Annotated in this window: 13 protein-coding genes; 2 read left to right on the top strand and 11 right to left on the bottom strand. The window is 61.8% G+C overall.

Annotated features, from left to right (window positions below; genetic code table 11):
- Positions 1 to 2: 2 nt before the first annotated feature.
- The 11 genes from AC1DNK_RS26040 to AC1DNK_RS25990 all read right to left on the bottom strand — a co-directional run bounded on the left by AC1DNK_RS26040 (position 3) and on the right by AC1DNK_RS25990 (position 12,643).
- Positions 3 to 800: an ABC transporter ATP-binding protein gene (locus AC1DNK_RS26040; protein ID WP_477944000.1), complete on the bottom strand. Its 798-nt coding sequence runs from the start codon at positions 798 to 800 to the stop codon at positions 3 to 5.
- Positions 801 to 872: 72 nt separating this feature from the next.
- Positions 873 to 1,760, bottom strand: coding sequence for a nitrate ABC transporter permease (gene ntrB / locus AC1DNK_RS26035; protein ID WP_477943999.1), 888 nt, complete (start codon positions 1,758 to 1,760; stop codon positions 873 to 875).
- Positions 1,761 to 1,818: 58 nt separating this feature from the next.
- Complete coding sequence (locus AC1DNK_RS26030; protein ID WP_477943998.1) at positions 1,819 to 3,117, bottom strand: CmpA/NrtA family ABC transporter substrate-binding protein; 1,299 nt, start codon at positions 3,115 to 3,117, stop codon at positions 1,819 to 1,821.
- Between the two features lie 360 nt (positions 3,118 to 3,477).
- Positions 3,478 to 4,752: a CmpA/NrtA family ABC transporter substrate-binding protein gene (locus tag AC1DNK_RS26025; RefSeq protein WP_477943997.1), complete on the bottom strand. Its 1,275-nt coding sequence runs from the start codon at positions 4,750 to 4,752 to the stop codon at positions 3,478 to 3,480.
- 49 nt (positions 4,753 to 4,801) lie between these two features.
- The gene (locus tag AC1DNK_RS26020; RefSeq protein WP_112388214.1) at positions 4,802 to 5,389 is read right to left on the bottom strand and encodes an ANTAR domain-containing response regulator; all 588 of its coding nucleotides are present in this window, start codon (positions 5,387 to 5,389) and stop codon (positions 4,802 to 4,804) included.
- Between the two features lie 99 nt (positions 5,390 to 5,488).
- Positions 5,489 to 6,565: an ABC transporter ATP-binding protein gene (locus AC1DNK_RS26015; RefSeq protein WP_477943996.1), complete on the bottom strand. Its 1,077-nt coding sequence runs from the start codon at positions 6,563 to 6,565 to the stop codon at positions 5,489 to 5,491.
- A 1-nt stretch (position 6,566) separates the two neighbouring features.
- The gene (locus AC1DNK_RS26010; protein ID WP_477943995.1) at positions 6,567 to 8,495 is read right to left on the bottom strand and encodes a glycoside hydrolase family 127 protein; all 1,929 of its coding nucleotides are present in this window, start codon (positions 8,493 to 8,495) and stop codon (positions 6,567 to 6,569) included.
- A 27-nt stretch (positions 8,496 to 8,522) separates the two neighbouring features.
- Positions 8,523 to 9,386 carry a carbohydrate ABC transporter permease gene (locus tag AC1DNK_RS26005; protein ID WP_477943994.1) on the bottom strand — a complete coding sequence of 288 codons (864 nt, stop codon included), beginning with the start codon at positions 9,384 to 9,386 and terminating at the stop codon, positions 8,523 to 8,525.
- The gene (locus tag AC1DNK_RS26000; protein ID WP_442209382.1) at positions 9,386 to 10,300 is read right to left on the bottom strand and encodes a carbohydrate ABC transporter permease; all 915 of its coding nucleotides are present in this window, start codon (positions 10,298 to 10,300) and stop codon (positions 9,386 to 9,388) included. The genes AC1DNK_RS26005 and AC1DNK_RS26000 overlap by 1 nt, the downstream gene beginning before the upstream one ends.
- A gap of 86 nt (positions 10,301 to 10,386) precedes the next feature.
- Positions 10,387 to 11,625 (bottom strand): ABC transporter substrate-binding protein, encoded by a 1,239-nt coding sequence (locus tag AC1DNK_RS25995; RefSeq protein ID WP_477943993.1) that lies wholly within the window; start codon positions 11,623 to 11,625, stop codon positions 10,387 to 10,389.
- Between the two features lie 40 nt (positions 11,626 to 11,665).
- Positions 11,666 to 12,643: a LacI family DNA-binding transcriptional regulator gene (locus AC1DNK_RS25990; protein ID WP_477943992.1), complete on the bottom strand. Its 978-nt coding sequence runs from the start codon at positions 12,641 to 12,643 to the stop codon at positions 11,666 to 11,668.
- Positions 12,644 to 12,946: 303 nt separating this feature from the next.
- On the opposite strand from AC1DNK_RS25990, the gene AC1DNK_RS25985 reads away from it, so the two are divergent.
- Both AC1DNK_RS25985 and AC1DNK_RS25980 read left to right on the top strand, forming a co-directional pair.
- A complete protein-coding gene (locus AC1DNK_RS25985; RefSeq protein ID WP_477943991.1) occupies positions 12,947 to 13,228 on the top strand; it encodes a type II toxin-antitoxin system ParD family antitoxin in 282 nt (93 codons plus the stop codon).
- Positions 13,218 to 13,532 carry a type II toxin-antitoxin system RelE/ParE family toxin gene (locus AC1DNK_RS25980; RefSeq protein ID WP_477943990.1) on the top strand — a complete coding sequence of 105 codons (315 nt, stop codon included), beginning with the start codon at positions 13,218 to 13,220 and terminating at the stop codon, positions 13,530 to 13,532. The genes AC1DNK_RS25985 and AC1DNK_RS25980 overlap by 11 nt, the downstream gene beginning before the upstream one ends.
- Positions 13,533 to 13,555: the final 23 nt, after the last annotated feature.

Raw genomic sequence — 13,555 nt, 5'->3', positions numbered from 1 at the left:
GTTCACTCCGCAGCTTCGACGAAGCGGTGACGTTCGTAGAGGAACTTCAGCACGGCCTCGCGGCATTTGAGGTAGGTTCGGTCGGAAGCAAGCTCGATGCGGCCCCGCGGCCGCGGGATCGGAACGTCTAGGACTTCGCCGATCCGGGCAGCCGGGCCATTGGTCATCATCACGATCCGGTCGGACAGCAGCACCGCTTCATCGACGTCGTGGGTGATCATCACCATGGTGTTGCCGAGCCGCTGATGAATTTCCATCACCGCATCCTGCAGATGGGCGCGGGTCAGGGCATCGAGCGCGCCGAAGGGCTCGTCGAGCAACAGGATCTTCGGTTCCATCGCTAGTGCGCGTGCTATGCCGACACGCTGCTTCATGCCGCCCGAGATTTCGGCGGGGCGCTTGTCCCTGGCATGCGCCATCTGCGCGAGATCGAGATTGGCCATCACCCAGTCATGGCGTTCCGCCTTCGTCTTGGTGCCGCCGAAGACTTTGGAGACGGCCAGATTGACGTTGTCATAGACCGACAGCCAAGGCAGCAGCGAGTGGTTCTGGAACACCACGGCGCGTTCCGGCCCCGGTGCATTCACCTCCCGGTTTTCAAGCAAAACGGCGCCTGAAGATACCGGCGTCAGGCCGGCGATCAGGTTGAGAAGCGTGGACTTGCCGCAGCCGGAATGGCCGATGATCGAGACGAACTCGCCTTTGGCGATCGTCAGGTTGATCCCCTTCAGGACTTCGGCGCGCGTGCCGCCGCGGTCGAAATGCTTGTCGATATGGTCGAGCTTCAAATAGGCAGTCATCTGAGTATCCCTTGTTGTGGACGCAATTCCGGACCGAAAACCGGTTCCCATTTTTCCTGGAATTGCTGCTCCTCAGTTTGCGCCGCGGGTAATCAGCCGTCCGGCTGCCGCAACGAGCTTGTCGAGGGCGAAGCCGACGACGCCGATATAGGCGAGCGCGACGATGATGTCGGGCAGGCGCGACGAGTTCCACGCATCCCAGATGAAGAAGCCGATGCCGACGCCGCCAGTCAGCATTTCGGCCGCGACGATGGCGAGCCAGGACAGGCCGACGCCGATCCTAAGGCCGGTGAAGATGTAGGGGGCGGCAGATGGCAGCATGATCTTGAAGAAGAATTCGACCTGGTTGAGCCGCAGCACCTCGGCAACGTTGCGGTAGTCCTGCGGAATGTTGCGCACGCCAACGGCAGTATTGATGATCACGGGCCAGATCGAGGTGATGAAGATCACGAAGATTGCCGATGGATTGCTGTCCTGGAAGGCAGCCAGCGACAGCGGCAGCCAGGCGAGTGGCGGAACGGTGCGCAGCACTTGGAAGATCGGGTCGAGCCCGCGCATCGCCCAGACCGACTGGCCGATGATGGCGCCGATGACGATGCCGCCCACGGCCGCCAGGCCGAAGCCATAGGCAACGCGTTGCAGCGAAATCAGCACGCGCCAGCCGAGGCCGATATCCTGCGAACCATAGTTGAAGAACGGATAGGCGATCAGATCATAGCTTTCCTGCCAGACCTGATGCGGCGAGGGGAGCGAGGCGGTCGGCGACGAACAGAGAACCTGCCAGACGCCGAGGATGATGAAGAGCACGATCATCGGCGGGACGACATTGCGTACGATGGCCGCACCGAGATTGCCGAGGTTGAAACGCCGCACCGGCGGCTTGGTCAGATGCACCACTTTCGCGGCTTTCGATGAGGCCGGGACCGGCGTGAGCGGTTCGTTCTTTGCGAGGGCTGACATGCGATCGCTCCTTGAGAATGAAAAGGCCGGCGCGCCCGTCACGCGCCGGAGGCGGGAACTAGGACGCGGCCTTGATGGCGAGGCTATCGAGGTAGGCGGATGGGTTTTCGGGATCGAAGACCTTGCCGTCGAAGAAGGTCTCCTTGCCGCGCGATGCCGAGGCCGGAATATCCGCGGCGGCAACGCCGAGATCCTTGGCAGCCTCGCGCCAGATGTCCTCGCGGTTCACCTGATCGACTAGCGTCTTGATATCCGTATCCGGCGCGAACTTACCCCAGCGGATGTTCTCGGAAATGAACCAGCTGTCATGGCTCTTGAAGGGGTAGGAAACGCCGCCGGCCCAGAACTTCATGTAGAGATCCGTGCCGTGCTCGACGCGGCCATTGCCGTAGTTGATGTCGCCCTTGAGGCGCCCGAGCACATCCTTCGGCGGCACGTTGAACCATTGCCGCTTTCCAAGGATCGCCGACATTTCCTCCTTGTTGTCCATGCTGTCGCACCATTGCTGGGCCTCCATCACCGCCATCAGCAAGGCCTTGGCGGCGTTCGGATTTTTCTCGATCCAGTCGGCGCGCATGCCGAGCGCCTTTTCAGGGTGGTGCTTCCAGAGTTCGCCGGTGGTCGCCGCTGTGAAGCCGATGCCCTGGTTGACGAGCTGCTCGTTCCAGGGCTCGCCGACACAGAAGACGTCCATGTTGCCGACCTTCATGTTGGCCACCATCTGCGGTGGCGGAACGACGATGGTCGAGACATCCTTGTTGGGATCGATCCCGCCTGCGGCCAGCCAGTACCGGACCCAGAGATCATGCGTGCCGCCCGGGAAGGTCATCGCAACCTTGACCTCACCGCCGCCGGCCTTCTTCTTCTCGAAGGCCGCTTTCAGCTTCGAGGCGTCAAGCCCGACGCCGGTACTGGCATATTCCTTGGCGACGGAAATGCCCTGGCTGTCGTAGTTGAGGCGCGCGAGCAGAGCCATCCGCACTGGCTGGTTGTTCTGAGTCACCTTGCCGGTGTGCATGAGATAAGGCAGCGGCGAGAGGATATGCGCGCCATCGATGCCGTTCGCGGCGCCACCGAGGACGAGATTGTCGCGCGTGGCACCCCATGACGCCTGCTTGGCGACGTCGACATCAGGCATTCCGTGCTTTTCGAAGAGACCCTTTTCCTTGGCCACGATCAAGGGAGCTGCATCCGTCAGCGCGATGAAGCCGAGCTTGGCGCCGGATACTTCCGGTCCTGCCGATGCAGCGAAAGCGCCGGATGGGAAGGCGGAACGGACTGCGCCGATGAGAGCAGCGGTGGCGGTTATCTTCAGGACGTTGCGGCGGCCGATGCTGCCGGAGAAGATCTTGGTCATGCGCAGTCCCCTTGCTGTCGAGTGGTTGCCGGATTTTGGGCATAAAAAAACGCCGCTCGGAGATTGCGTCTGCGGGAAGGGAGCGTCCCGGACTGCAAAAACCTTGCGACGTCGATGTCTGTTGCGAACGCCTATGGCGCGCTCGTCTGCCTGGATCGCCGTTGATCCGGGCACTACTAGCCTTGCAAAGGGCGTGCCAATTTCAAAAGCGGCTATTCAAGTATCTGGAAAGGTTGCGACTTTTAGCCAGAAAGGGCGGTCTGCTTCAAATTGAGCAGCGCTGACAACTGCGTATCTTTTATGCGAATGCTCTCAACAAGGCGCGCCCGGCTGCCATCGATTTGTGCAGCGCAGTAGAGCTTACGCCTCTGTGGGCTCGCGGATGAGGATGGATGCGCTCTTGACCGGAAAGCCGTTGATATAGCCCGCGAAGTCGCCCGGATCGAAGATCCGGCCGTCCATGAAGCGGTCGCCATCGCGCTCACCCTCGATCCGGACATCGGCGTCAACAGGTGTGCAGTCATCACCGAGCGCCGCACGGTAAAGGTCGGGCCGGTAGGCGGAAGCGGCGGCGCGTGCCAGCGTCAGGCTTGGTTCCGCCTGGCCCCAGCGCACCATCTGGCTATAAATCCAGAGCGCCTGGCTGGGCCGCGGATAATTGGCGTGACCGGCGTGGAACTGGAAGTAGTTTTCGATGACGCGGCGGTTGCCCTTGGCATCGAGGCTGAATTCGCCGGCAAGAACGTGGCGGATGATCTCGACCGGGGCGGCGATATAGCGAGCGTCAGCCAGTGCTTCCGCCAGCACATCGTGATTGGCGGGGTCGTCGCACCAGCGGGCCGCGCCATCCAGCGCCACGATCAGCCGTGACACGGTTTCCGGGTGGCTCTCGGCCCAATCCGGCCGCATGCCGATCACTTTTTCCGGCGCCGAAGGCCAGATATCCTGCTTGGCGGCGACGATACGGCCGACGCCGCGTTCGGAGGCCACCATGTTCCACGGTGCGCCAACGCAGAAACCGTCGATGCCGCCGGCTGCCAGCGCGTCGGAGGTCAGCGGCGGCGGGACGACCACCAGCTTCACGTCCTTGTCCGGGTCGATGCCGCCGGCTGCCAGCCAGTAGCGGAATTCGTAATTGTGCGACGAAAAGGGATAGGTCATCCCAAGGGTCGGCATGGCTTCGCCGCGCGCACGCATATCGGCAAGAACGGCCGCAAGCGCGTTGGCATTGTCGAGCGCGCTGGCGGTCTCGGAAATGCCTGCCGTCTGCTGCATGCGCTCGAACAGGCGCGTGGAGAGTGTGATCGCATTGCCGCCGCGCCCGAGCGAGAAGGGCGTGATTGCCGGGGACGGATTGGAGCCGAGGCCGAGCATGGCTGCGACCGGCATCGGCGACAGCATATGGGCAATGTCGAACTGGCGGAACGCCAGCCGGTCGCGCACATTGGCCCAGGAGACATCCTTGACCAGATCGAGCGTCAGCCCTTCCTTCTTGGCAAAGCCGAATTCCGCGGCGGCGATCAAGACCGAAGCATCGACCAGCGGAATGAAGCCTGCGCGCAGGGCTTTTGGTCCTTCGCCGGTCAAAAGTGCGGGAGATGCGGCGCGGCCGTCGCCGCTGCTGATTTTCGTCAAGACATTCACTCCAGCGTCCTCCGGGCGCCCATCGCGTCGAAGAGCGGGCTCACATCAATAGCCCGGCCGCAGTCACGACGCTCTGCGCGATTTCAGACATTTTCTTCTTTTCGTTCATCGCCGTCTGGCGCAGCAACGCAAAGGCTTCCTCTTCGGACAGGCCACGCATCCGCATCATGATGCCCTTGGCCCGCTCGACGACTTTGCGCTCCTCAAGGGCTGATTTGGCATCGGCAAGCTCGCGTTGCAAGCGGCTGAAGGCATTGAAGCGGCTGACGGCCATGTCGAGGATCGGCTTGACGCGCTCCTTCTTCAGTCCGTCGACCACATAGGCCGAGACGCCGGCATCGACGGCAGCCTCGATCGAGGCGCTATCGGACCGATCGACGAACATGGCGATCGGGCGGCTGACCGAGCGCGTCAGCTGAAACAGATGTTCCATCATGTCGCGGTTCGGATTTTCGATATCGATGATGATGACATCAGGCTTTAGCGTTTCGATAATGCGCGCCACGCCCTGGACCTCGTGAATGACGGTGACGCGCAGATGCCCGGCTTCGCGCAATCCTTCTTCGATGATCGAAGCACGGATCGCGGTTTCGTCGATGACAAGGATCGTCAGGTCGAGGTGGTTCATGCGTCAGTTATGACGCAGTGCAGCAAGACTCGCAAGATAACGGCTATAAATTTGGGCAAGGAACATCTGTGGATAAAAAATAGGCGTTCCCTATTGGCGTCAGTCCCGCCTCAATCCCTGTTCATCGAACAGCCTGATATCCTCCGGCGAAGCCCGCAAGGCGACCTCGGCGCCGACGTCGATCGGCACGGCCGAACGGTACTCTGCCGTCAGAGGCTGGCCATCCGGCAGCTGGCAGTAGACATATTGCGTCCCGCCGAGATATTCGGAGAAATCGACCGTGGCGCGCAAGGTGCCCGCGGTTTCGCCGGTCGCAAGGGTGAGATGCTCTGGGCGAATGCCGAGCGTCACCTTGGCACCGGTCGAAAGACCATCGCCGGAGATCGGCGACTGTATGGTCTGGCCACCGGCGGCGATAAGGCCACCGCCGCGCCATTCGGCGTTCAGCAGGTTCATGCGCGGCGAGCCGATGAAACCGGCAACGAAGACATTGGCCGGCCTTTCGTAGACTTCGCGCGGTGTTCCGGTCTGCTCGACGCGGCCATCGCGCAGCACGACGATCTTGTCGGCCAGCGTCATCGCCTCGGTCTGATCATGGGTCACATAGATCATCGTGTTGCCGAGTTCCCGGTGCAGCCTCGCAATCTCTATGCGCATGGAGACGCGCAGTTCTGCATCGAGGTTCGACAAGGGCTCGTCGAACAGGAAGACGTCGGGCTTGCGGACGATGGCCCGCCCGATCGCGACGCGCTGCCGCTGGCCGCCGGAAAGCTGGCCGGGGCGGCGGTCGAGAAGATGGTCGATCTTCAGGATCGCCGACGCCGCCTTGACGCGGGCATCTATCTCCGGAGTTTGTGTCCGCGCCATCTTCAGCCCGAAAGCCAGATTGTCGCGCACGCTCATATGCGGATAGAGCGCATAGGACTGAAAGACCATGGCGATGCCGCGGTCGGAGGGATCGAGATCGGTGACATTGCGCCCCTTGATTTCGATCTCGCCATCGGTGACATCTTCCAGCCCGGCAATCATCCGCAGGAGCGTGGACTTGCCGCAGCCGGACGGACCGACGAAGACCACGAAGGATCCCTCCGCGATCGTCAGGTCGACGCCATGGATGACGTCGAGACTGCCGAAGCTCTTGCGAATGCCTGAGAGCACCACTCCTGTATCAGGCATCTTATTCACCACGGGCCTCGCCAGCGCGAACCCAGACCAGCATCTCACCCGGTTCGCGGTTATCCCACAGAGGATAAGGAACGAAGCGCGCCGTTGCGGGCTTCGCTGAAGGCGGCGCTGTCCGGTAGAGATCGGCACCCCAGTCCGACGCGTCGCGGCTTACCGGCAGATCGAGCGCGACGGCGCCACGCAATCCGGCGATTTCCGAGACCTTTGCCTTCGACGGATCGGCGGAAAGCGAAATGCCGTTCAGCCCGGCGCCGTTATCAGTCTCCTCGACGCAATAGACCAGCGGCCCGCGCATCAGCGCCGTCCGTCCTGCATCCTGGCGCACGCGCGGATTGGCGAAAAGCTTACGGGCTTCAAGGGGAATGACGAGATCCACCTTGTCGCCGTTCTTCCATTCCCGATCGATGCGAGCGTAACCGTCCACGACGACGGATTCGAGCGCGATGCTTTCTCCATTGACGGAAAGCGTCGAGGCATCAGCCCATTCCGGGATACGCAACGAGATGGCAAAGCGGGCAGGGCGGTCGAGATCTAGGTCGAAATGGATCGCGCCGTCCCATGGGTAGCGCGTCGTCTGCGAAAGCTCGGCCTTGGCACCCGAAACCTCGAAACGCGCTTTGCTTTCTCCATAGAGATGCACGGCAATCTCATCTTCGGCGACCGCATACATATAGGAGCCGACAGATGCCAGAAGCCGGGCAATGTTCGGCGGGCAGCAGGGGCAATGGTGCCAGATCCAGCGATGATGTTTGCCGGAACTTTCCAGCGGGTTTTCGTAGAAGAAGGTCTTGCCGTCGAGCGACAGGCCCGCCATCGCGCCATTATACAGCGCCTGCTCCATGATATCGGCATAGCGGCGGTTCGGGCCGCGGCCGAGCATGCGGTTGGCCCAGAAGACGAGGCCGACGGAGGCGCAGGTCTCGGCATAGGCGCTCTCGTTCGGCAGGTCGTAATAGTCGGTGAAGCCTTCGTTGGACGCGGCCGGGCCGATGCCGCCGGTGACATACATCTGCTTGGTCGTCAGGTCGTCCCAGAGCGTCTCGAGCGCGGATGTCAGCGTATCGTCGTTATACTCGGTGGCGATGTCAGCCATGCCGGCATAGAGATACATGGCGCGCACGGCATGGCCGACGACCTTCTTCTGCTCGCGCACCGGCAGATGCGCCTGGCCATATTCATAGGTCTTCTGGTGGAAATCGGCAGCACTGCGGCCATCGCGGGTCGCTTCCTCGGTGAAGAAATGCGGTTCCGTGCCGCGCTCGTCGATGAAGAACTTCGAGAGGTCGAGATATTTCTTCTCGCCGGTGACGCGGGCAAGCTTCACAAGCGCAAGCTCCACTTCCTCATGACCGCAATAGCCGGGAAGCTTGCCGGGGCCATGGCCGAAAACGCTGATCAGGTAATCGGCATAGCGGCACATGATGTCGAGCAGCTTGCGCTTGCCGGTTGCCTGGTAATAGGCGACGGCGCCCTCGATCAAGTGTCCGGCGCAATAGAGTTCGTGATGGTCGCGCAGGTTCGTCCAGCGGCGGCCGGGCTGCACGCGCTGGAACCAGGCATTCAAGTAGCCGTCCTTGTCCTGCAGCTTCTCATACATGTCGATGATCTCGTCGACGCGGGCCTCCAGCTTCGGGTTGGCGCGGCGGTAAAGCGAATAGGCAACTGTCTCAATCGACTTGCCGAGATCGCTGTCCCAGAACATCTGCGTCGAGCCGCCCCATGGGCCGATCGGGATGACGACGCCGGGGCTTGGCTGGTTGACGTCGATCGCCTGGATCATCCCGGCCTCGACGCAGCGGTCGAGCAGCGTTTCGGCCGTCGAATCGCAGATCGCATCCTGGCGGTCGCCGAACAGGCCGGCGAGCTCGACGCTCGGCACGGGCAGGGGACGGAACTGGCGGTCTCTCTTCAGCTTGTTCATGGCTTCATCCATTTCGTTGAAAGATCATCATTTCACCGCGCCGGCCATCAGCCCGCGCATGTAGTAGCGTTGCAGAAGCAGGAAGACGATCAGGCAGGGGATCGTCATGACGACGACGCCGGCCTGGACCGCACCCCAGTTGATGGCGCCAAGGCGCCCGGCGCGCACCGCCGTCATCAGGACGGGCAGCGTGTATTTCTCGTTGCTGGAGAGCAGCACGAGGGCGGCAAGGAACTCGTTCCAGGCATTCAGGAAGGCGAAGATCGCGACGGTCGCGACGCCCGGCAGCACCAGCGGAAGGAGCACGCGGATCAGCAGTTTCAAATCGCGCGCACCGTCGATCCGCGCCGCCTCCTCGATCTCCTTCGGCACGGCGTCGAAGGCATTGCGCATCATGAAGACCGAGAAGGGCAGCTGTAGCGTCACATAGACGAGCGTCAGCCCTAGCAGCGAATTGTTGAGGCCGAGCTTGGCGAGAATGATGAAAAGCGGCGTCAGGATCGACTGGAACGGGATCATCAGCGTGGCGATGATCAGCACGAAGAGCGCGTTCTTCAGCGGAAAGCGGTAGCGCGAGAAACCGTAGCCGGCGAGCAGGCTGACGGCGACCGTCAGCACCACCGTTGCCAGCGACACGAACAGCGAATTGATCATGTGCTGCCAGATACCGGCGCCGAACGTATCGAGCAGCGCATAGGCGTCGAAGCTAACGCCGGTCGTCGGCCAGGGCGGCAGGGGCGGGAGGCTGGCCTCGGTGCCATGCCGGAAAGACGAGAGCAGGGCGATCACGAAGGGCGCCAGGAAGAAAACCGAAATGGCGATGCCTGCGACATGATAGGCCGATTGCGAGCGGAAGCGCTTGCGGGCGCGGCGTTCACTGGAGGAAGTCATCAGCGTTCCTCCCCGACACGCAGCAGCCAGAGCTGAACGATGGAGATCGCCACCAGGATCGCCAGCAGCGCGATCGATAAGGCCGCGCCATAGCCGAGATTGAAGGAGACGAAGGACTGGTTGAAGATGTAGTAGACCACCGAGATCATTTTGTTTTGCGGGCCGCCCGAGGTCATGATGTAGAACTGGTCGAAGGCGAGGATCGAGCCTGTAACCGAGACGATCAGCGCCAGCGCAATGGTCTTGCGCATCAGCGGCAGGGTGAGATGGCGGAAGCGCTGCCAGCGCCCGGCGCCATCGATGCGCGCGGCTTCGGTGAGTTCCGTGGGAATGGCCTGCAGTCCGGTCAGCAGAATGATCATCGTGAAGCCGGCAATCTTCCAGACGACCATGACGACGATCGTTGCAAAGGCGGTGTCGAAGCTCGCCATGATATTGGGGCTGCGTTCGACAAGACCGAGGGCACGCAACGCCGGTCCGAAAAAGCCGCTATCGACATTCGCAAGCCACACCCAGAGCAACGAGGCCGTAGCGAGACCGACGACCACGGGCAGGAAGATGATCGTCCTGTAGGTACTGACGAAGCGGCGCTCCTTCTCGACGAAGATCGCCAGCGGGAAGGCGACTGCGAAAATAGCGATGGTCACGATGACGGTGTAATAAGCGGTGAAATTCAACGCCGCCATGAAGCGGCTGTCGTTGAACATGCGGGTATAATTGGCAAAACCGATCCAGCGCTGCGCGCCCATCAGCGGCCAGTTGTGCAGGCTCATCCAGCCGGTGAACAGCACCGGCATCACGAAGAAGACGATGACCAGCGCCATGGCTGGCGCGATGTAGAAAAGTCCGCGCCATTGCGATCTGCGCCGCCGCTTGCGACCGGCGAGCTGGCGCTGGGGACCTGAAACGGTCATCGAAACGCTCCGCATCTTTCATTGCTGCATCGGGGATGGATCGGCCGGAGAGCTGCCACCGCTCCCCGGCCGCGGCCGGGAGAGACTTATTGGCCGCTGTCTATGATCGACTGCATTTCGGACTGGGCGTTCGAGAACGCACCATCGACATCGTCGCCGAAGATGGCCGCGTTGGTGAAGGTCGCCCAGGGGCCGTTGGCGCTGTTAATCAGGTCGTTGAACTGCAGCGTGTAGGGCGTCTTGGCGACGGCGATCGCCTTCAGGCCGACTTCCATGCGCGGGTCGAGCCCGGCAAGGACCTCATTGGCGATATCGCCGCGGGTCGGCAGGCTGCCATACTTGGCCATCACCTTCTGGCCGTCCATCGAGTAGATATATTCGATGAACTCCTTCACCGCGTCGATCTTCTTGGTGCCCTTGGTGATGACGAAGTTGTCGCCACCGGCGAAGGATGAAGGCTTGCCATCGACGCCGGGAATCAGCGTCACGCCGAAATTGATATCCGGATGGCTGGTGACCAGCGTGCCGATGGCAAAGGCGCCCAGCGACTGCTGGCCGATCTTGCCGTTGGTGAAGCTCAGGAAGTTCGAGCCGTTATCGCTGGCGGCACCTGCCGGAACGAGATCCTTCTTGACCATGTCGCGGTAGAAGCCGACAGCCTTGCGCATCTGCGGCGTGTCGAGCGTCGCGGTCTTGCCGTCGGCCGAAAGGATATCCGCACCGCCGCCCCAGACGAGCGGTGTGAAGGTGAAGATCATGCAGCCGCCGCAGCCGCCGCCTGAGAAATAGAAGCCGTAGGTATCGTCGCCAAGCTTGCGGATCTTCTCGGCATTGGCCTCGATTTCTTCCCAGGTGGCAGGCGCCTTTTCAGGATCGAGTCCGGCCTTCTTGTAGAGGTCCTTGTTCCAGGCGAAGACCGAGGTCTCGACCGAGAGCGGCAGGCCGTAGATCCTGTCCTGATAGGTGCCGAGCCGGACATGCGACGGCGACAGCGAGTTGAAATAGGGCAGCTTCTTTGCCCAGTCCGTCAGGTCCTCCAGCTGGCCTGCTGCGGCGAAGGCCGGCGTGTAAATCAGGTCCATCGACAGCGCATCGGGCGCCTGGCCGCCGGCGATCGCCGTCGCATATTTCTGCACCAGCTCGCTGAACGGCACTTCGGTGGCGACGACCTGGTTTTCGTGGCTGGAATTATAGGCTTCGACGACCTTCTTGAAGGCGTCGCCGATACCCGAGCGAACCCACATTTCGATCTTTTCGGCAGCCGAGGCTGTCGATACGAGGCTAAGGGTGGCAAGGCTCGTTGCCACCAACAGACGCTTCATCATGGCACTCCTCCCAATAGGGCGCGTCTCCTTCGCGCCGTTTCTAAATCCCGAGGGCGTCGCCCCCGCATGTCTGCCGCACCACGAGGCGGCACGGCAATTTCCGGATGCCGGGCTCCACCGGCCGCCCTTCGGCAAGCGCCAGAACCGTCAACCCGGCCTGGCGCCCCAGTTCCCGCAGCTCCATGTCCACCGTTGTCAGCGGCGGACGGGTCTGGGCGGCGACAATCTCCCAATTGTCGAAGCCGACCACCGAAACATCCTGCGGCACCTTGATGCCGCGCTCCCGCAACGCGTCGATGACGCCGCGGGCAATCTGGTCGTTGCCGCAGAAGATGCCGTCCGGCCTTTCGCCCCCGGCGCTCCAGAGCCTTGCGACCGCATCGTGCCCCCAGCTCTCCGACCAGACGCCGAACATGACGGGCCGCTCGCTGCCGGCAGCCTCGCGAAATGCATTGGCCCGCTCGCGCACCGAGAAGAAATCCTCGGGCCCGGTGACATGGACGAGCCGCCGCCGCCCAAGCTTCGCCAGCCACTCGGCGGCAAGCCCTGCGCCATGTGCGTCGTCGGAACGGAACGTGACGCTGTCAGGCGCCCCTTCGGTGAAGGCGTAGACGACAGGCACATGCAAATTCGATAGATCGACGGGTAACCGTCTATCCAGACGCTTTCCCGTGGCAATGATGCCATCCACCTGCTTGTCGAGCATCGCATCGACATGGATCTGCGCGAGGGCAGGGTCATCCTCGATCGCGCAGAGGAAGACCGAAACACCATGATCGACCAGCGCCTCGGAAATTCCCGCCATCACAGGCAGGGTAAAGCGGCCGTATGTGTCGTTGGTCAGAAGCCCGATCGTGAAGCTGCGCTTGCTGAGCAGACCGCGCGCCAGAGCATTCGGCCGGAAGCCGATCTCGGCAGCAATGCGCTTGACCCGCTCACGCGTCTCGGCACCCATCCGGCCGGTATCGTTCAACGCCTTTGACGCCGTCGAGATACTGACGCCCGCAGCCGCCGCCACGTCGTGAATGGTAATCCGCCCGCGCTTTCCGCCCGCGATATCCAGTGTCGTCCTCCCACAGTTCGATCGTGAGAAAACCTTTTACCAAGTCGACTGTCAAGTGAGAAAAGGTTTTCTCACAGCTGATAGCTGTCTTGCTTCGATCGCGGTTATGAATAGCGGTGAGCGAGGATGGCTATCGCGCCCTCGATGGGAGAGGTGGGATGCTGAAACGTCATTGGAAGCAGCGCTTCCATTCACGTGAGACCTTGCAGAATGCTCGGGCGGTAGTAATATTTACCACCGATGTTGGAGAAACAGCCGATGGCCAATGTTGAAAAGATCAGTGTTTCCATGACGCCGCAGCAGGCCGATCTGCTTCGCGATGCGGTAAGCAGCGGCGCCTACGCGAGCAGTAGCGAAGTGATCCGCGAGGCTTTGCGGGACTGGACCGCCAAATGGGAGAACCGCAAAGGCGACATCGAGCGCCTACGCCGCGCTTGGGAAGAAGGCAAGGCGAGCGGAGAGCCGGTTGCCGCTGATTTCGAGAGCATTCGAATGCAGGCGCGTAAAGCATTGGACACAGCGCGCAACAATGGCCGCTAAGCTAGTCTGGCTACCGAAGGCTCTGACGGATGTGCACGACACCTACGTGCAAATCGGCCTCGACAATCCTGCCGCTGCCGAGCGCTTCTTCGATCGGTTTGAGCAAAAGGCACAGCTCCTGGCAGGCCAGCCACGCATGGGAGTGCGCCGCCCTGAGATCAGTGCAACCACGCGAATGCTTGTCGAAGCGCCATTTGTGATTCTCTACGAGACCATTCCTGACGATGATGAGGCACCGGTCGAAACCATTCAGATCGTCCGTGTCATAGACGGTCGTCGCGATCTCGAAAAGCTGCCGATTTGACCCAGGCAACATCACACCAGCTC

It is taken from the genome of Rhizobium sp. 01N424, from assembly GCF_056399485.1.
Note: the sequence above shows the minus strand (reverse complement) of the source record. Positions and strands in the feature narration are given on the sequence as shown.